Annotated in this window: 15 protein-coding genes, 1 rRNA gene and 1 riboswitch; of the genes, 13 read left to right on the top strand and 3 right to left on the bottom strand. The window is 70.5% G+C overall.

The genetic code is table 11. The features are described 5' to 3' along the window. The 11 genes from rrf to ACIP5M_RS14260 form a co-directional block, all read left to right on the top strand. Positions 1–82: ribosomal RNA gene (gene rrf, locus ACIP5M_RS14210) — 5S ribosomal RNA — on the top strand; the annotation flags it as partial. 137 nt (positions 83–219) lie between these two features. Beyond that, a complete protein-coding gene (locus ACIP5M_RS14215; RefSeq protein WP_401196357.1) occupies positions 220–810 on the top strand; it encodes a CDP-alcohol phosphatidyltransferase family protein in 591 nt (196 codons plus the stop codon). Between the two features lie 101 nt (positions 811–911). After that, the gene (locus ACIP5M_RS14220) at positions 912–3,407 is read left to right on the top strand and encodes a sugar phosphate nucleotidyltransferase (protein WP_401196360.1); all 2,496 of its coding nucleotides are present in this window, start codon (positions 912–914) and stop codon (positions 3,405–3,407) included. A gap of 114 nt (positions 3,408–3,521) precedes the next feature. Further along, positions 3,522–4,430: a DUF881 domain-containing protein gene (locus ACIP5M_RS14225; RefSeq protein ID WP_401197175.1), complete on the top strand. Its 909-nt coding sequence runs from the start codon at positions 3,522–3,524 to the stop codon at positions 4,428–4,430. Then, on the top strand, positions 4,427–4,759 hold the full coding sequence (locus ACIP5M_RS14230; protein WP_030158423.1) for a small basic family protein: 333 nt from the start codon (positions 4,427–4,429) through the stop codon (positions 4,757–4,759). Before ACIP5M_RS14225 ends, ACIP5M_RS14230 begins: the two co-directional genes overlap by 4 nt. A 5-nt stretch (positions 4,760–4,764) precedes the next feature. After that, positions 4,765–5,628 carry a DUF881 domain-containing protein gene (locus tag ACIP5M_RS14235; RefSeq protein WP_401196363.1) on the top strand — a complete coding sequence of 288 codons (864 nt, stop codon included), beginning with the start codon at positions 4,765–4,767 and terminating at the stop codon, positions 5,626–5,628. Positions 5,629–5,713: 85 nt separating this feature from the next. Beyond that, positions 5,714–6,658: an FHA domain-containing protein gene (locus ACIP5M_RS14240; protein WP_401197178.1), complete on the top strand. Its 945-nt coding sequence runs from the start codon at positions 5,714–5,716 to the stop codon at positions 6,656–6,658. Positions 6,659–6,704: 46 nt separating this feature from the next. Beyond that, a complete protein-coding gene (locus ACIP5M_RS14245) occupies positions 6,705–7,469 on the top strand; it encodes a MerR family transcriptional regulator (RefSeq protein ID WP_401196366.1) in 765 nt (254 codons plus the stop codon). A gap of 52 nt (positions 7,470–7,521) precedes the next feature. Next, positions 7,522–7,998, top strand: coding sequence for a bifunctional nuclease family protein (locus ACIP5M_RS14250; RefSeq protein ID WP_382643066.1), 477 nt, complete (start codon positions 7,522–7,524; stop codon positions 7,996–7,998). Positions 7,999–8,186: 188 nt separating this feature from the next. Continuing rightward, complete coding sequence (locus tag ACIP5M_RS14255) at positions 8,187–8,825, top strand: MerR family transcriptional regulator (protein ID WP_401196369.1); 639 nt, start codon at positions 8,187–8,189, stop codon at positions 8,823–8,825. 110 nt (positions 8,826–8,935) lie between these two features. Then, the gene (locus ACIP5M_RS14260; protein ID WP_401196372.1) at positions 8,936–10,402 is read left to right on the top strand and encodes a DNA polymerase IV; all 1,467 of its coding nucleotides are present in this window, start codon (positions 8,936–8,938) and stop codon (positions 10,400–10,402) included. Positions 10,403–10,411: 9 nt separating this feature from the next. On the opposite strand, the gene ACIP5M_RS14265 is transcribed toward ACIP5M_RS14260, so the two are convergent. Then, positions 10,412–10,780, bottom strand: coding sequence for a PRC-barrel domain-containing protein (locus tag ACIP5M_RS14265; protein ID WP_401196374.1), 369 nt, complete (start codon positions 10,778–10,780; stop codon positions 10,412–10,414). Positions 10,781–10,892: 112 nt separating this feature from the next. Beyond that, a riboswitch (glycine riboswitch) is annotated at positions 10,893–10,991 on the top strand. Positions 10,992–11,185: 194 nt separating this feature from the next. Here ACIP5M_RS14265 and gcvP point away from each other — a divergent pair. Beyond that, positions 11,186–14,071 carry an aminomethyl-transferring glycine dehydrogenase gene (gcvP, locus tag ACIP5M_RS14270; RefSeq protein WP_401196376.1) on the top strand — a complete coding sequence of 962 codons (2,886 nt, stop codon included), beginning with the start codon at positions 11,186–11,188 and terminating at the stop codon, positions 14,069–14,071. A 91-nt stretch (positions 14,072–14,162) separates the two neighbouring features. On the opposite strand, the gene ACIP5M_RS14275 is transcribed toward gcvP, so the two are convergent. Together ACIP5M_RS14275 and ACIP5M_RS14280 are read right to left on the bottom strand one after the other, a co-directional pair. Continuing rightward, entirely contained in the window at positions 14,163–14,351 is a 189-nt protein-coding gene (locus ACIP5M_RS14275) for a DUF5999 family protein (RefSeq protein WP_285440842.1), read from the bottom strand. A gap of 273 nt (positions 14,352–14,624) precedes the next feature. Continuing rightward, positions 14,625–15,245: a hypothetical protein gene (locus ACIP5M_RS14280; RefSeq protein ID WP_401196379.1), complete on the bottom strand. Its 621-nt coding sequence runs from the start codon at positions 15,243–15,245 to the stop codon at positions 14,625–14,627. A gap of 494 nt (positions 15,246–15,739) precedes the next feature. Here ACIP5M_RS14280 and ACIP5M_RS14285 point away from each other — a divergent pair, with 494 nt between their 5' ends. Beyond that, the gene (locus tag ACIP5M_RS14285; RefSeq protein WP_401196380.1) at positions 15,740–17,278 is read left to right on the top strand and encodes a glutamate-cysteine ligase family protein; all 1,539 of its coding nucleotides are present in this window, start codon (positions 15,740–15,742) and stop codon (positions 17,276–17,278) included. The last annotated feature ends 51 nt before the right edge of the window (positions 17,279–17,329 follow it).

Raw genomic sequence — 17,329 nt, forward strand, 5'->3', positions numbered from 1 at the left:
CATTCCGAACCCGGAAGCTAAGCCTTTCAGCGCCGATGGTACTGCAGGGGGGACCCTGTGGGAGAGTAGGACGCCGCCGAACAATCATTGCGGGAGGCCCCGCACCAAATCCTTCGGGGTTCGGTGCGGGGCTTTTCTGCGTTCCGGGCACCCACGCGGTCTCCTGTAGGGTCATGGGGCATCGTTCTACTTTTCTACAGTCACAGTGGAGGCCCCCGGGTGGAGGTCCAGGAGACTCGGGTTCAGACTGACCGAATTTTCACCATTCCCAACATCCTGAGCATGGCTCGCCTCGTCGGCGTGCCCGTGTTCCTGTGGCTGATCCTGGCGGAGCACGACGGGTGGGCCCTGGCCGTCCTCATGCTCAGCGGGGTCAGCGACTACCTCGACGGGAAACTCGCACGCCGCTGGAATCAGATCAGCAACCTCGGCCGGCTGCTGGATCCCGCGGCGGACCGGCTGTACATCCTCTCGACGCTCTTCGGCCTCACCTATCGCGAGATTCTGCCCCTGTGGCTCACCGGGGCGCTGCTGGCGCGTGAACTGATGTTGCTGGTCATGGTGTGGATCCTGCGCCGTCACGGCTATCCGCCGCCGCAGGTCAACTTCCTCGGCAAGGCCGCCACCTTCAACCTGATGTACGCGTTCCCCTTGCTGCTGCTCAGTGACGGCACGGGTTGGTTGGCCTGGATGGGCTCAGTTTTCGGATGGGCGTTCGCCGGATGGGGTACAACCCTCTATTGGTGGGCAGGAATCCTTTACGTGGTCCAAGTCCGCCGTCTGGTGAAGGCGGACGCCACGGCCGATTGAGCCCGCCGGGCGCCGGATGACGCGGAAGGCTTGCGGAGTCACCGCCGGAGACGCGGGTGAGGTCGGCCCGACCGTCGTCTCTCAAGGAGGACTCTTCCGACATGAAGGCCGTCGTGATGGCCGGTGGCGAGGGCACACGCCTTCGCCCCATGACCTCGAGCATGCCCAAGCCGCTCCTGCCGGTGGCCAACCGGCCGATCATGGAGCACGTGCTCAGGCTGCTCAAGCGGCATGGGCTCAATGAGACCGTGGTCACCGTGCAGTTCCTGGCGTCGCTCGTCAAGAACTACTTCGGAGATGGCGAAGAGCTCGGAATGGAGCTCACCTATGCCAATGAGGAGAAGCCACTCGGCACCGCCGGCAGCGTGAAGAATGCCGAGGAGGCCTTGAAGGACGACACGTTCCTCGTCATCTCCGGCGATGCCCTCACCGACTTCGACCTCACCGATCTGATCCGTTTCCACAAGGAGAAGGGCGGCCTGGTCACGGTTTGCCTGACCCGGGTGCCGAACCCGCTGGAATTCGGCATCACGATCGTGGACGAGGAAGGAAAGGTCGAGCGGTTCCTGGAGAAGCCGACCTGGGGCCAGGTCTTCTCGGACACCATCAACACCGGCATCTACGTCATGGAGCCGGAAATCTTCGACTACGTCGACGCCGACGTGTCGGTGGACTGGTCCGGAGACGTCTTCCCGCAGCTGATGAAGGAAGGCCGGCCGATCTACGGCTACGTCGCCGAGGGCTACTGGGAGGACGTCGGCACGCACGAGAGCTACGTCAAGGCCCAGGCCGACGTGCTCGAGGGCAAGGTAGAGGTCGACATGGACGGCTTCGAGATCTCCCCCGGCGTCTGGATCGCCGAAGGAGCCGAGGTCAGCCCGGACGCCGAGCTCCGAGGCCCCCTCTACATCGGGGACTACGCCAAGGTCGAGGCGGGGGCGGAGATCCGCGAGCACACCGTCGTCGGGTCGAACGTCGTCGTCAAGAGCGGCGCCTTCCTGCACAGGGCCGTCGTCCACGACAACGTGTACATCGGGCCCCACAGCAACCTCCGCGGCTGCGTCATCGGGAAGAACACCGACATCATGCGGGCCGCGCGGATCGAGGACGGCGCCGTCATCGGCGACGAATGCCTCGTCGGTGAGGAATCGATCGTCCAGGGGAACGTACGGGTCTACCCCTTCAAGACCATCGAGGCCGGCGCCTTCGTCAACACCTCGGTGATCTGGGAGTCCCGCGGACAGGCCCATCTGTTCGGAGCCCGCGGCGTCACCGGAATCCTCAACGTGGAGATCACCCCGGAGCTGGTGGTACGGCTCGCCGGCGCCTATGCGACGACCCTGAAGAAGGGGGCGATCGTCACCACGGCCCGCGACCACTCGCGAGGCGCCAGAGCCCTGAAGCGGGCCGTGATCTCCGCGCTCCAGGCCAGCGCGATCGACGTACGGGACCTGGAGAACGTCCCGCTGCCCGTGGCGCGGCAGCAGACCGCGCGGGGCAGCGCCGGCGGCATCATGCTGCGGACCTCGCCCGGGGTGCCCGACTCGGTGGACATCATGTTCCTGGACGAGCGGGGCGCGGACCTCTCGCAGGCGGGGCAGCGCAAGCTGGACCGTGTGTACGCACGTCAGGAGTACCGGCGCGCCTTCCCCGGCGAGATCGGCGACCTGCAGTTCCCCTCCAGCGTCTTCGACTCCTACACGGGCTCGCTGCTGCGGCGCGTGGATACCACCGGGATCGGCGACGCGGGGCTCAAGGTCGTCGTGGACGCCTCCAACGGCAGCGCCGGTCTGGTGCTCCCGAGCCTGCTCGGCCGGCTCGGCGTGGACGCGCTGACGATCAATCCCGGGCTCGACGAGTCCCGGCCGACGGAGAGCATCGAGTCCCGGCGGGCCGGGCTGGTGCGGCTCGGGGAAATCGTGGCCTCGGCCCGGGCGGCCTTCGGCGTGCGCTTCGACCCGGTGGGGGAGCGGATCTCCCTGGTCGACGAGCGCGGGCGGATCATCGAGGACGACCGGGCGCTGCTGGTGCTGCTCGACCTGGTGGCCGCGGAGAAGCGGAGCGGCAAGGTCGCGCTTCCGGTGACCACGACGCGGGTCGCCGAGCAGGTGGCGGCCTATCACGGCACGCAGGTGGAGTGGACGACGACCTCGCCCGACGACCTGACGCGGGTGGGCCGGGCGGAGAACACCATCTTCGGTGGAGACGGCCGGGGCGGGTTCATCGTTCCCGAGTTCAGCAGCGTCTTCGACGGGTCGGCGGCCTTCGTGCAGCTGCTCGGGCTCGTGGCGCGGACCCAGCTCACGCTGAGCCAGATCGACGCCCGCATTCCGCGGGCCCACGTGCTCAAGCGGGACGTGCCGACACCGTGGGCGGTGAAGGGGCTCGTGATGCGGCGGGTCGTCGAGGCGGCCGGCGACCGGACGGTGGACACCACCGACGGGGTGCGGGTCGTGGAGGCCGACGGACGCTGGGCGCTGGTCCTGCCCGACCCGGCGGAGGCGGTCACCCACCTGTGGGCCGAAGGGCCCGACGACACCTCGGCGCAGGCCCTGCTCGACGAGTGGGCGGCCGTGGTGGACGGCGCCGGGCACTGACGGCCGGCAGCTGAGCAACGCAGGACCCGAGTCCGGCCGGCCGGGCACCCGGAAGCCCCGGGGCCCGGCCGGCCGGACGGGTGCATTCGGTGTGTGCGGCGCCGACATGCGACGATGTGCGGCATGTCGCAGCCGCCCCACGACCGCAGTTCGGCGCCCCCCGCGCCCGCGCGCCCGGACGCCTCCATGTCGCTGCTGACGCACGTGATGGACCACGGTCTCGACGAGGGCTACGCGCAGGCCGCGGCCCGGCGTGAGGCTGAGGGCACGGCGGGACTGCCCCGCACCCTCAAGGCCAAACTGGCCCTCGCCGCCGGTCTCGTGCTCGCCGCCATGGTCGTCACGCTCGGCGCCGCCGAGGCGCGGGTGGCCGCGCCGGTGCTGGCCAAGGAGCGCCAGGAACTGATCGACCGCGTGGAGCGGGCCGACGAGCGGGCGAAGGGTCTGGAGCGGGACATCGAGCGCCTGCGGACGAACGTCGCCGACCGGCAGCGGGCCGCGCTCAAGCAGCCCGGCGGGGGCCAGGCCGATCTCGTGGCACTGCTGGCCGGTGCCACGGAGGTCCGCGGTCCCGGGATCAAGCTGGTCGTGGACGACGCGAAGGGCGCCTCCTCGGGGGACGGTGGCGGTCCGCGTGAGAGCGCCGGCTTCTCGGACACCGGCCGGCTCCGCGACCGCGACATGCAGAAGATCGTCAACGGGCTGTGGCAGTCCGGGGCGGAAGCCGTCTCCATCAACGGGCAGCGGCTGACGGCGCTGTCGGCGATCCGGGCCGCGGGTGACGCGATACTGGTCGACAACAGGCCGCTGGTGCCGCCGTACGAGGTGCTGGCGGTGGGGGACAAGAAGCGGCTCGGTACCGCCTTCCAGGACTCGGCGGACGGCCAGTACCTGCACGTTCTCCAGGAGAGCTACGGCATCCGCTACACCCTGTCCGCCGCGGACGAGGTGCGGCTGCCGGCCGCGTCGAGTCTGACCGTACGTACAGCTACAGCAGCAGAGCAGCAGAAGGGTGCATCGTGATCGCGGTACTGGGCCTCGTGGCCGGAGTGGTGGTCGGACTTCTGGTCCGGCCCGAAGTGCCGGCCGTGGTGGAGCCTTATCTGCCGATCGCCGTGGTCGCGGCGCTGGACGCGGTGTTCGGCGGTCTGCGCGCGATGCTGGACGGCATCTTCGTGGACAAGGTCTTCGTGGTGTCGTTCCTGTCGAACGTGGTCGTGGCCGCGCTGATCGTGTTCCTCGGTGACAAGCTGGGCGTGGGCTCGCAGCTGTCCACGGGCGTGGTCGTGGTCCTCGGCATCCGCATCTTCTCCAACGCCGCGGCCATCCGCCGGCACGTGTTCCGGGCGTGAGGCCGATGAGTACGAGCGACACCCCGCCCGAGCGTCCTGAGCGTTCCGAGGGGCCGGAAGGCGCCGGGGCGCCCGTTCCGCCGGTCCCGCCGGTCCCGCCCGGTCCGGCCGGGCCCGCCGCACCGCCGGCCGGCGTGCCGGAGCCGCCCGAGCAGACCGGCCGGCAGCGGCTCGCGGCCGGGTTGTGGCCGCCGCGGGTGAGCCGGGCCCAACTGATCGTCGCGGTGCTGCTGTTCGTCCTGGGCCTGGGGCTGGCCATCCAGGTCCGGTCGAACAGCGACTCCAGCGCCCTGCGCGGGGCCCGTCAGGAGGACCTCGTACGGATCCTCGACGAGCTCGACGGGCGGACCAAGCGCCTGGAGGACGAGAAGCAGCGGCTGGAGGACCAGCGCAAGGAGCTGGAGAGCAGCTCCAACCAGGCCGAGGAGGCCCGCAGGCAGACCGTGGAGAAGGAGCGCCAACTCGGCATCCTGGCCGGTACGGTGGCAGCGCAGGGCCCGGGCATCACGCTGAAGATCACCGATCCCAAGGGCCAGGTGCGGTCCGACCAGCTGCTGGACACGCTTCAGGAGCTGCGGGCGGCCGGGGCCGAGGCGATCCAGATCAACGGCGTGCGCATCGTGGCGGGCTCGTACTTCTCGGACGAGGGTGACGGGGTCGGGATCGACGGTAAGAAGATCACACAGCCTTACGAGTTCAGGGTGATCGGCAAGGCGCAGGATCTGGAGCCGGCGCTCAACATCCCCGGCGGTGTCGTCCAGACGCTGGAGAAGGAACAGGCCACGGTCGCCGTCACACGGTCGGCGAAGATCGTTGTGGATGCCTTGCGGGCTGCGAAGCAGCCTGACTACGCTCGGTCGTCATCGTGAGGACGCGGAGCGGAGAGTGGACCGGCTCACGCGGGCGGATGCCTGCGGGGGGTCGGCGCACCGAAGTCGCGGTGCGTGGTGGAAACTGTCTGGTGGTTACGGACGTTGTGAGAATGTCCGGGTCGGCAGGTGTGTGCATTCGGAGTTCGTCCTGCCCCACGGGCGGGTCTGTTTCGGTCAAGGGGAATCGCCCGTGAAGTTGTTTGAGAAGTTGTTCGGCAAGAAGAACCGTGAGGAAAGCGGTGCGGCACGTCACCGCGCCGGTCACGGTGACGTGGAGGGGCAGGGCGACCGGCCGCTCTTCCGCGACGAGGTGGCGGGCGGGGGTGACCATTCGGGCGCGTACGGCGCGTCGTCTGTTGACCCTGCCGGTACCGGACGCATAGGTTTCGGTGAACCATCAACCTCAACTACGGGTGGAGGGTTTGCTCCCGACCCGTATGCCACCAATGCCTCCGCGGGGCAGCCGCGGCGCGAGGAGCCGTCCATGTCGGCCGAGCAGGTTTGCAGCAGGTGCGGACACCGCAGCGATGCGGCCAGCCGGTTCTGCTCCAACTGCGGGGCGCCGCTGCGGGCGGGTCTGACGCCGGAGCGTGCCTCGGAGACCACGTCCACCATCTCGATCTCGGGCCTGGAGGCCTACGAGGCCGAGGTGTCGGGACAACAGCACGTGTCGTCCTCGCTGTCCCCCGAGGCCCAGGCCGCGGTGGAGGCGCTGCCCCCGGGTTCCGCCCTGCTCATCGTGCGGCGCGGCCCCAACTCCGGTAGCCGCTTCCTGCTGGACGGAGAGCTGACCACGGCGGGCCGGCACCCGCAGAGCGACATCTTCCTGGACGACGTCACCGTCTCCCGGCGCCATGTCGAATTCCGCAGGAGCCAGGAGGGCGGCTTCACCGTCTCCGACGTCGGCAGCCTCAACGGCACGTATGTGAACCGTGAACCGATCGACTCCGTCGCCCTGCACAACGGCGACGAGGTGCAGATCGGCAAATACCGGCTGGTCTTCTACGCGAGCCTGCGGGGCGTCTGACCCTCCCCCGGACTCGAGTCCGGGGGACCCCGAGAGGGAAGGTCCCATGCTGCGTACCCCCACCGGCGGTGCCCCGAACAACGGCACCGGCGGCTCGGCCGGGCGGCTGGTGAGCATCGGCACGGTGCTCACCACGCTGCGTGACGAGTTCCCCGAAGTCACGATCTCGAAGATCCGTTTCCTTGAGGCGGAGGGGCTCGTCGAGCCCCGGCGCACACCCTCCGGATACCGCAAGTTCAGCACCGAGGACGTGGAGCGGCTGGCCTGCATCCTGCGGCTCCAGCGTGATCACTACCTCCCGCTGAAGGTCATCCGCGAGCAGCTCGACGCCCTCGCGCGCGGGGAGCAGATCCGTATCCCGGCGCCCACCGCGCACGGGGATTCCATCGATCCCGCGAGCCCCGCGGCCGTCTACGGCGAGGTGGGCCGGGAGCGGCCCACCGTGGCCCGCGTGGGCCGGGCCGAGCTGCTCGCGGCCGCCGGGGTGGACGAGGTCCAGCTGGTCGAGTGGGAGTCGTACGGGCTGCTCGCCGAGGCTCCGGGCGGCGGATTCGACGCCGAGGCGGTCACCGTGGCCCGGCTGGTGGCCGATCTGGGGCGGTTCGGGCTGGAGCCGCGCCACCTGCGGGCGATGAAGGCCGCCGCGGACCGGGAGGCGGGCCTGGTGGAGCAGGTCGTGGCGCCGCTGAGGCGGCACCGCAACCCGCAGACCAGGGCCCATGCCGAGGCGACCATGAAAGAGCTCGCGGGGCTGTCCGTAAGGCTGCACGAAGCGCTCGTGCAGACGGCCCTCGGGGTGCGCCTACCGTGATGGAGGGGGCCCCGACTACCCAAACCGGCCGAGCAGGTCCTAGGGTTACTGTGTGAATGAGCTCGACGTTGTGGGTGTCCGGGTGGAAATGCCCTCCAACCAACCGATCGTGCTCCTGCGTGAAGTGGGAGGCGACCGGTACCTCCCCATCTGGATCGGTCCAGGGGAGGCTACTGCCATTGCCTTCGCGCAGCAGGGGATGGCCCCTGCCCGGCCGCTGACGCACGACCTGTTCAAGGACGTGCTGGAGGCGATCGGAGAGGAGCTCACCGAGGTCCGGATCACGGATCTGCGGGAGGGCGTCTTCTACGCGGAGCTCGTCTTCGCCAGCGGGGTCGAGGTGAGCGCGCGGCCTTCCGACGCCATAGCGCTGGCCCTGCGCACGGGGACCCCGATCTACGGCAGTGACGGCGTGCTCGACGACGCCGGGATTGCCATTCCCGACGAGCAGGAGGACGAAGTGGAGAAGTTCCGCGAGTTCCTCGACCAGATCTCGCCCGAGGACTTCGGGACCGGCCCGCAACAGTAGGCGCCGGCCGCGTCGCTCGTGTCGCCCACGGGGAAGTTTCAGGCCATTCAAGTAGCCTTTCCCCGCAGACGGATACGGGAAACCACTCTCAGGGTGATTATCACTCGGCGTGCCGAGTGTGGCGATCGTTGACGCACCCCTGGTGACTGCCTACCTTCAAGGTGGCAGGTCAAGGACGGAGGGTCGGCGTGAGGATCACGGGCGACGGTACGACCGGGGGCATCCCCGTACGGAGTGACGGTGGACCGTACCCGCTGCACGGCAGCGCGGCCGGGTCCGCGCGCCGTCAGCCGGAGTCGACGCCGGTCGGACCGGTGGGCGGCGACCCGGCGCCCGAGCAGATCGGCTACCGCGGGCCGACGGCGTGTGCCGCGGCCGGCATCACGTACCGGCAGCTCGACTACTGGGCGCGTACCGGGCTGGTGGAGCCGAGCGTGCGTCCGGCCTACGGTTCGGGCACGCAGCGGCTGTACAGCTTCCGCGACGTCGTGGTCCTCAAGATCGTCAAGCGCTTCCTGGACACCGGGGTGGCGCTCCAGAACATCCGTACCGCCGTGCAGCACCTGCGCGACCGCGGGTTCTCGGACCTCGAGCGGATGACGCTGATGAGTGACGGCGCCACTGTGTACGAGTGCACCTCGCCGGACCAGGTCGTGAGCCTCCTGCAGGGCGGCCAGGGCGTCTTCGGCATCGCCGTGGGCGTGGTCTGGCGCGACGTCGAGAGCGCGCTCTCGCAGCTGCACGGGGAGCGCGTGGACACCGGCGAAACCCTGGTCGGGCACAACCCGGCCGACGAGCTGGCCGCACGGCGCAACCGGGCCGTCTGACCCGGGGGGCCGTGGGACCCGGGGCGTCCTAGCCGGGCCGTCAGAGCCGGGCGGGCCGTCCGAGGGCCAAAGATCACCGCGTTGTCAGTGGCGTAGGGCAGCATCGGGGTGTGAGAGCCGCGCCGACCATCCTGCATCTGGACATGGATGCCTTCTACGCCTCCGTCGAGCAGGCGTCGAAGCCCAGCCTGCGCGGGAAGGCGGTCATCGTCGGCGGTCTCGGGCCGCGGGGGGTCGTCGCCACCGCCTCCTACGAGGCCAGGCGCTTCGGCGTGCATTCGGCGATGCCGATGGCGCAGGCACGGCGGCTCTGCCCGAACGGCGCGTATCTGATTCCGCGCTTCACCCTCTACCGCGAGGTCAGCGACGTGGTGATGGCCCTCCTGCGGGAGCTGTCGCCGCTCGTGGAGCCGCTCAGCCTCGACGAGGCCTTCGTGGACCTGGAGGCCGGCGGGACGGCCTTCGACTCGAAGACGGCCCGGGCGACCGGGGAGCGGCTGCGGGCGGACATCCGGGCGGCCACGGGGCTCAGCGGGTCGGTGGGACTGGCCGGGTCGAAGATGCTGGCCAAGGTGGCGTCGGAGGAGGCCAAGCCGGCCGGGCTGCTGCTGATCGAACCGGGCACCGAGCGGGAGCTCCTCGCACCCATGTCGGTGCGCACCCTGCCCGGCGTGGGGCCGGCCACCGGCGAGCACCTGCGCCGCGCCGGGATCACCACGGTGGGGGAACTGGCGGAGGCCGGCGAGGACGAGCTGGTCCGGATGCTGGGGCGCTCGCACGGTGTGGGCCTGTACCGGATGGCGCTGGGGCTGGACGACCGGCCGGTGGTCGCGGAGCGGGACGCGAAGTCGGTGTCGGTGGAGGACACCTTCGACGTGGACCTGCACGACCGGGTGCGGATCCGGGGTGAGGTGCAGCGGCTCGCCGACAGGTGCGTGCAGCGGCTGAGGGGGTCCGGGCATTCGGGGCGCACCATCGTGCTCAAGGTGCGGCGGTACGACTTCTCCACCTTGACGAGGTCGGAGACCCTGCGGGGGCCCACGGACGATCCGGCGGTGGTGCGGGAGGCCGCCGCGCGGCTGCTGGAGGGCGTGGACACCACGGGCGGGGTGCGGCTGCTGGGGGTGGGGGTGACCGGGCTGGCGGACTACACCCAGGAGGACCTGTTCGCGCAGGCGCTGGCCGCGGAGACGCCGGGCACCGGGACGGCAGCCGTGGAGGACGGGGAACGGGAAGGCGAAGGGGCCCAGGGCCCGGAGCCGGGCGGGGGCACCGCCGGCCCAGGCGGGGGCGCGCCGGCGGCACCGGGGCAGGCCGCGGGGCCGGAGAGCCGCCCAGGGGGGCCCGGCGCGTCCGAGCCGGCGCCCGAGCGGCGCTGGCCGGCCGGGAGCGACGTACGGCATGCGGTGTACGGCCCCGGGTGGGTGCAGGGCAGCGGGGTCGGGCGGGTGACCGTACGGTTCGAGGAGCCCGGATCGCCGCCCGGCCGGGTGCGGACCTTCCGGGTGGAGGACCCCGACCTCGAGCCGTCCGATCCGCTGCCGCTGGTGGGGGACGCGAAGCCGGACCTTCCCTAGGTGGTGCCGTCAGGTCGTGTCGTCGCCCGCCAGGTGGCCGAAGTCGCGCTGGAAGTCCGTCGGGAGGGTCACGTCGAGGCCGTAGTGGTGGTAGAGCTGGAGCTCCTGTTCGGGGGAGAGGTGGCGGCCGACGCCGAAGTCCGGGGCGTCCTTGATCAAGGAGCGGTCGAAGGGCACCCGGAGGGTGTCGCCCACGAGCTCGCTGGGCTCCAGCGGCACGAAGGCGTCCCGGCTGAACAGGCCCGTGCGGACGGCGGCCCATTCCGGGACGCCCGTGGCATCGTCGAGGTAGACCTCGTCGACGGTGCCGATCTTGGTGCCGTTGCGGTCGAACGCCTTGCGGCCGATCAGGCTGCGCGGATCGATGTCGGTCTGCACGGTCCCTCCAAATGGTCGCAACTCCTCCGTAAGCACTACAGAAGTGCATATCGGGAAAGCAGGCCACTCGGGGAGCGTCCAGATCCTCGCTGGTAGGCTGGGTGATGGCTGTCGACCCTGTGCGGGAGAGTCCTCCGAGTGAGCGTGACGGAGGCGCCGAAGGAGCAAATCCTCCCCGGAATCTCTCAGGCATACGTACCGCACGGACGAGGCCACTCTGGAAAGCAGGGGCGGGTACCGGGCGCAGTGCCGGTTCCCCTCCTCACCGACGGTGAAAGCCGGACCGCACGGGTGTTCCCCGTGGGGCCCGGTGAAACTCTCAGGTTGAGATGACAGAGGGGGAGGCCGTCCGGGTGCCCGCGCCGTGGTGCCCCTCGCAGGTCATACGACCAGGAGGCCTCCGTCATGACCGCCAACCGCATTCCGCTCTCCCAGCTGGAGCGAGGCATCCCCTTCGAGCAGCGCCACATCGGCCCGGATGCCGAAGCGCAGGCCAAGATGCTCGCCCAGGTGGGTTACGGCTCGCTGGACGAGCTGACCGCCGCGGCGGTGCCGGACGTCATCAAGACCGCCGAAGCGCTGAACCTGCCCGAGGCGCGCACCGAGGCCGAGGTGCTGGCCGAGCTGCGCTCGCTCGCCGACCGCAACCAGGTCCTCTCCTCGATGATCGGTCTCGGCTACTACGGGACCTTCACCCCGCCGGTGATCCTCCGCAACGTCATGGAGAACCCGGCCTGGTACACGGCGTACACGCCCTACCAGCCCGAGATCTCGCAGGGCCGCCTCGAAGCGCTGCTGAACTTCCAGACCGTCGTCGCCGACCTCACCGGACTGCCGACCTCCGGTGCCTCGCTGCTCGACGAGGGCACCGCGGCCGCCGAGGCCATGTCCCTCGCCCGCCGCGTGGGCAAGGTCAAGGACGGTGTCTTCCTGATCGACGCCGACGCGCTGCCGCAGACCATCGCCGTGATCGAGACCCGCGCCGAGCCGACCGGTGTCGAGGTCGTCGTCGCCGACCTGAGCGAGGGCATCCCGGCCGAGATCGCCGAGCGCGGTGTCTTCGGCGTCCTGATCCAGTACCCGGGTGCCTCCGGTGCCGTGCGGGACATCAAGCCGCTGATCGACCAGGCGCACGGGCTCGGTGCCATCGTCACCGTCTCGGCCGACCTGCTCGCCCTGACCCTGCTGACCTCCCCGGGCGAGCTGGGCGCGGACATCGCGGTGGGCACCACGCAGCGCTTCGGCGTTCCGATGGGCTTCGGCGGACCGCACGCCGGCTACATGGCCGTCCAGGCCAAGCACGCCCGCTCGCTGCCGGGCCGCCTCGTCGGCGTCTCCGTGGACGCGGACGGCAACAAGGCGTACCGCCTGGCGCTGCAGACCCGTGAGCAGCACATCCGCCGCGAGAAGGCCACCAGCAACATCTGCACCGCGCAGGTGCTGCTGGCCGTCATGGCCGCCATGTACGCCGTCTACCACGGCCCGGACGGCCTGCGGACGATCGCCCGCCGGACCCACCGCTACGCGGCCCTGCTCGCCGCGGGTCTCCGGGCCGGCGGCGTGGAGATCGTCCACGGCGCGTACTTCGACACGATCACGGCCCGTGTGCCGGGCCGTGCGGCGGAGGTCGTCGCCGCAGCCCGCGAGGGCGGGGTCAACCTGTACCAGGCCGACGCCGACCACGTCTCGGTCTCCTGCGACGAGACCACCCTGCGCGCCGACATCGAGGCCGTCTGGACCGCCTTCGGCGTGAGCGCCGACATCGAGGCGCTCGACGAGACCACGGCGGACACCCTTCCCGAGGGCCTGCTGCGCTCGGACGCGTACCTGACCCACCCGGTCTTCCACCAGCACCGCTCCGAGACCGCCATGCTGCGCTACCTGCGCAAGCTCTCGGACAAGGACTACGCGCTGGACCGCGGCATGATCCCGCTGGGCTCCTGCACCATGAAGCTCAACGCGACCACCGAGATGGAGCCGGTGACCTGGCCCGAGTTCGGCCAGCTGCACCCGTTCGCCCCGGTCGAGCAGGCCGAGGGGTACCTCACGCTCATCAACGAGCTGGAGGAACGTCTCTGCGAGGTCACCGGCTACGACAAGGTCTCCATCCAGCCGAACGCCGGTTCGCAGGGTGAGCTCGCGGGCCTGCTGGCCGTCCGCGCCTACCACCGCGCCAACGGCGACGAGCAGCGCACCGTCTGCCTGATCCCGTCCTCCGCGCACGGCACCAACGCCGCCAGCGCCGTGATGGCCGGCATGAAGGTGGTCGTGGTCAAGACCGCCGACGACGGCGAGGTGGACGCGGCCGACCTCCGCGCCAAGATCGAGCAGTACCGCGACGAGCTCGCCGTGCTGATGATCACCTACCCCTCCACGCACGGTGTGTTCGAGGAGCACGTCGCCGACATCTGCGCCCAGGTGCACGACGCCGGCGGCCAGGTCTACGTGGACGGCGCCAACCTCAACGCCCTGGTGGGCCTGGCCAAGCCGGGTCACTTCGGCGGCGACGTCTCGCACCTGAACCTGCACAAGACCTTCTGCATCCCGCACGGCGGCGGCGGTCCGGGCGTCGGCCCGGTCGGTGTCCGGGCGCACCTCGCCCCGTACCTCCCGAACCACCCGCTCCAGCCGACGGCCGGTCCGGAGACGGGCGTCGGCCCGATCTCGGCGGCGCCGTGGGGTTCGGCGGGCATCCTGCCGATCTCCTGGTCGTACGTGCGTCTCATGGGTGGCGAGGGCCTCAAGCGCGCCACCCAGGTCGCGGTGCTCGGCGCGAACTACATCGCCAAGCGCCTGGAGCCGCACTACCCGGTGCTCTACACGGGCCCGGGCAACCTGGTCGCGCACGAGTGCATCATCGACCTGCGCCCGCTGTCGAAGGCGACGGGCGTGAGCGTGGACGACATCGCCAAGCGCCTGATCGACTACGGCTTCCACGCTCCGACCATGTCCTTCCCGGTCGCAGGCACCCTGATGATCGAGCCGACGGAGTCCGAGGACCTCGCCGAGATCGACCGGTTCTGCGACGCGATGATCGCCATCCGCGGCGAGATCGACCGGGTCGCGGCCGGCGAGTGGCCGGTGGACGACAACCCGCTGGCCGGCGCCCCGCACACGGCGGCGGCGCTGGGCGGCGAGTGGAACCACCCCTACACCCGTGACGAGGCCGTCTTCCCGGGCGGGGTCACGGCCTCCGAGAAGTACTGGCCGCCGGTGCGCCGCATCGACGGTGCGTTCGGCGACCGCAACCTGGTGTGCTCCTGCCCGCCGCTGGACGAGTACGACAACTGATCGGTGAGCCGTCCGGTGTGACGGCATGATCAAGGGGCCGGTCCGGGATCCTTCCCGGACCGGCCCCTTCGTCGTGGTGCGCCTCCGTGGGCTAGGCCGCCGCGAGCGGGCGGTGCGGTGCGATGATCTGGCCGTCGGGCAGCAGCTCACCGGTGTCCTCGAAGAGCAGGACGCCATTGCACAGCAGGCTCCAGCCCTGTTCCGGGTGGTTGGCCACGGGGTGCGCGGCCTCCCGGTCGGCGGAGTCGGCTGACGGGCAGGCTGGCTGGTGCTGGCACATGGATGCGTTCTTTCGCTGCGGTGTGGTCTGCGTGCTACGGCTCGATACCTGGTTCATGGCCGTCCCCCTGGGTCATCCCCGCACCCGCGGGGAGCTTGTCATCAGTCTTCCCCCACGACAGCCGCTTCGCAGGCATTTCCCGCCGGCTGTCCTCACAGATTGATGACGCATCACCCGTGCGGGCGGTTCAGGCCAACTCCCCTGTCATTTCGGATGGTTCACCCGTGGCCCGAGCGGGCTAGGCCGAATGGGCAACTCGGGCCACCGGGCAGGTCAGGCGGCCGGAGCGGCCAGTGAGGGCGGGACCGGAGCCGTCGCGGGAGTGAGTCTGTGGGTCAGTACGGGCAGCAGTTCGGAGACGGGATGCGGCCGGTACGCGGCGATCCCGGGCGGGGCCGGGGCCAGGGGCACCAGCAGGTCCTCGCCGGCGGGCAGGCCGGCGGAGGCGTCGGCGCCGACCGCCCCGTGCAGCCACAGGGTCAGCATGTACAACTCCGGTACGGACAGCAGGCGGGGCTGGTAGCTCGTGGTGAGCGATTCCGCCTGGCGCAGGGCGCGCTCGGTGGCGGCGACGTACGGGCCCTCGAAGAAGTGGGAGAAGGCCCAGCCGTCCGGTGTCATGCGGGTGTCGGCGGCCGCGACGTAGCGGTCGCCGCTGCGGATCAGGAACCGCCAGCCCGTGAGCCGCGTACGGGGCGGCCGGCCGCCGGCCGCCAGGCCCGACACGTTCAGCCGGTCGAGGACGTGTACGGGGAGCGGGAGTTCGGCGGTCATCGGCCCCTGGAGCGTGCGCAGGGCCGGAGTGTGCGCCTCATGGACGGCGGTGGGGGAACCGAGTGCCGCGAGGACGCTGCGCAGGGCGGGCGCGGGAGCCGGAGGGACATGCAGCGGCATGGTGGGTCGCCTCTCACTTGGGAGACCGGTGGAACGGGGGCAGGTGCGGACGGGGCTGTCGCATTCTGGGGCCAGAGGGGGGCTGAGGGGCAATGGCCGCGCGCCAACTCTCTGCCTCGTTTGCGGAGTTTATACGACATGTGTTCACGCAGTGTTTCGGCTAGCTGTCCCGCCTATTGCCGACAAGGCGCTTACCGGTCCCGCTGACATGGCATTCATGCCGGATGCGCGCGAACATGTCGCGCTGACCTCGGAGGTTACCGGACGGGGGCTCGGCTGGAAAGCATCGGTTATTCGGAGGGGGCAAAGTCGACGGGGAATGTGCGCCCGGGAAGTTGCCAGGTGAATGTGCCGAAGCCCCCTTCGGCCAAACCGGCGCGCGCTCCTCGCCACTCGCGCCCCCGTCGGCGTTATGGATCACGCTGCCGGGGCATCATCGACCGTAACGCGCGCCTGGGTGTCCCACGCCAGGCCACTCGAGGAGGGACGCTTCGATGGGGGAGAAGGTCGTGGCGGGCGGATTCGACCTGTCCGATCGGCAGCGGTATCGAAGGAAGCTCCACGAGTGTCTGGAGGGACTGGAGCGGCTTCTGGCGGAGAAGAGGTTCGATCGTCCGAAGAACATGATGGGACTGGAGATCGAGCTGAATCTCGCGGGGGCCGACGGTTTGCCGAGAATGGTGAATGCGCAGGTGCTGGAGCGCATTGCGAGTCCCGATTTCCAGACGGAACTCGGAATGTTCAACCTGGAGGTTAACGTCCTTCCCCACCGGCTCGGCGGCCGCGTTTTCGACCAGCTCGCCGAGGAACTGAGCGCGGGGCTCGGCTACGCCCACCGGCAGGCCGCCGAGATCGACGCCGGCGTGGTGATGATCGGCATTCTTCCCACGATCTCCCGCGAGGACCTGGTCACCGCCAACCTCTCGGCCGTCGACCGCTACTCGCTGCTCAACGAGCAGATCCTGATGATGCGCGGGGAGGACTTCACCCTCGACATCGAGGGCGTCGAGCGGCTCGTGTGGACCTCCGGGTCGATCGTGCCGGAGGCCGCCTGCACGTCCGTTCAACTCCATCTCCAGGTGACGCCGGCGCGGTTCGCGGACGTGTGGAACGCGGCGCAGGCGGTGACGGCCGTGCAGATCGCCGTCGGCGCCAATTCGCCCTTCCTGTTCGGGCGCGAGCTGTGGCGGGAGTCGCGGCCGCCGCTGTTCACGCAGGCCACGGACACCCGGCCGCCCGAGCTCCAGGCCCAGGGCGTGCGCCCGCGCACCTGGTTCGGGGAGCGCTGGGTGGACTCGGCGTACGAGCTCTTCGCGGAGAACGTGCGCTACTTCCCCTCCCTGCTGCCGATCTGCGACGAGGAGGAGCCGCTGCGGGTGCTCGCGGAGGGCGGGGTGCCGGGGCTCCAGGAGCTGGTGCTGCACAACGGCACCGTCTACCGCTGGAACCGGCCGGTGTACGGGGTCGCCGACGGGGTGCCGCACCTGCGGGTGGAGAACCGGGTGCTGCCGGCCGGGCCCACGGTCGCCGATGTCGTCGCCAATGCCGCCTTCTACTACGGGCTCGTACGCACCCTGGCCGATGAGCCGCGCCCGGTGTGGACGCGGCTGCCCTTCGCCGAGGCGGAGGCCAACTTCGACGCGGCCTGCCGGTACGGGATCGACGCGCGGCTGCGGTGGCCGCGCCGGGGCCGCGGCGGGGGAGGGGGACTGGCCGGTGTGCCCGCCGTACGGCTGGTGCTGGACGAGCTGTTGCCGATGGCGGCGGCCGGCCTGGACGCCTGGGGCATCGAGCCCGCGGACCGGGACCGCTACCTCGGGATCATCGAGGAGCGCTGCCGGCGGCGGGTGAACGGGGCGACCTGGCAGGTGGACACCTACCACCGGGCCCTGGCGTCCGGCCTGGCGCGGGACGAGGCGCTGGCCGCGACCACCCGGCGCTACAGCGAGCTGATGCACAAGGGCGACCCCGTGCACACCTGGCCCGTCGGCCTGGCGGAGGAGGTGGTGATCCCGGCCCAGCGCGGGACCTGATCCGCTGCCGGTCCGCCGACCCGCCACGGTGATCCCCCCGGCCCGCCGAGG

This window comes from Streptomyces sp. NPDC088762 (genome assembly GCF_044750905.1).
Classification (GTDB): domain Bacteria; phylum Actinomycetota; class Actinomycetes; order Streptomycetales; family Streptomycetaceae; genus Streptomyces.

What these genes read in the sequence shown, in the direction of transcription:
- ACIP5M_RS14220 (WP_401196360.1), top strand. Translation starts at nt 912, where the DNA reads ATGAAGGCCGTCGTGATGGCCGGTGGCGAGGGCACACGCCTTCGCCCC.
- ACIP5M_RS14225 (WP_401197175.1), top strand. Translation starts at nt 3,522, where the DNA reads ATGTGCGGCATGTCGCAGCCGCCCCACGACCGCAGTTCGGCGCCCCCC.
- ACIP5M_RS14235 (WP_401196363.1), top strand. Translation starts at nt 4,765, where the DNA reads ATGAGTACGAGCGACACCCCGCCCGAGCGTCCTGAGCGTTCCGAGGGG.
- ACIP5M_RS14245 (WP_401196366.1), top strand. Translation starts at nt 6,705, where the DNA reads ATGCTGCGTACCCCCACCGGCGGTGCCCCGAACAACGGCACCGGCGGC.
- gcvP (WP_401196376.1), top strand. Translation starts at nt 11,186, where the DNA reads ATGACCGCCAACCGCATTCCGCTCTCCCAGCTGGAGCGAGGCATCCCC.
- ACIP5M_RS14275 (WP_285440842.1), bottom strand. Translation starts at nt 14,351, where the DNA reads ATGTGCCAGCACCAGCCAGCCTGCCCGTCAGCCGACTCCGCCGACCGG.
- ACIP5M_RS14280 (WP_401196379.1), bottom strand. Translation starts at nt 15,245, where the DNA reads ATGCCGCTGCATGTCCCTCCGGCTCCCGCGCCCGCCCTGCGCAGCGTC.
- ACIP5M_RS14285 (WP_401196380.1), top strand. Translation starts at nt 15,740, where the DNA reads ATGGGGGAGAAGGTCGTGGCGGGCGGATTCGACCTGTCCGATCGGCAG.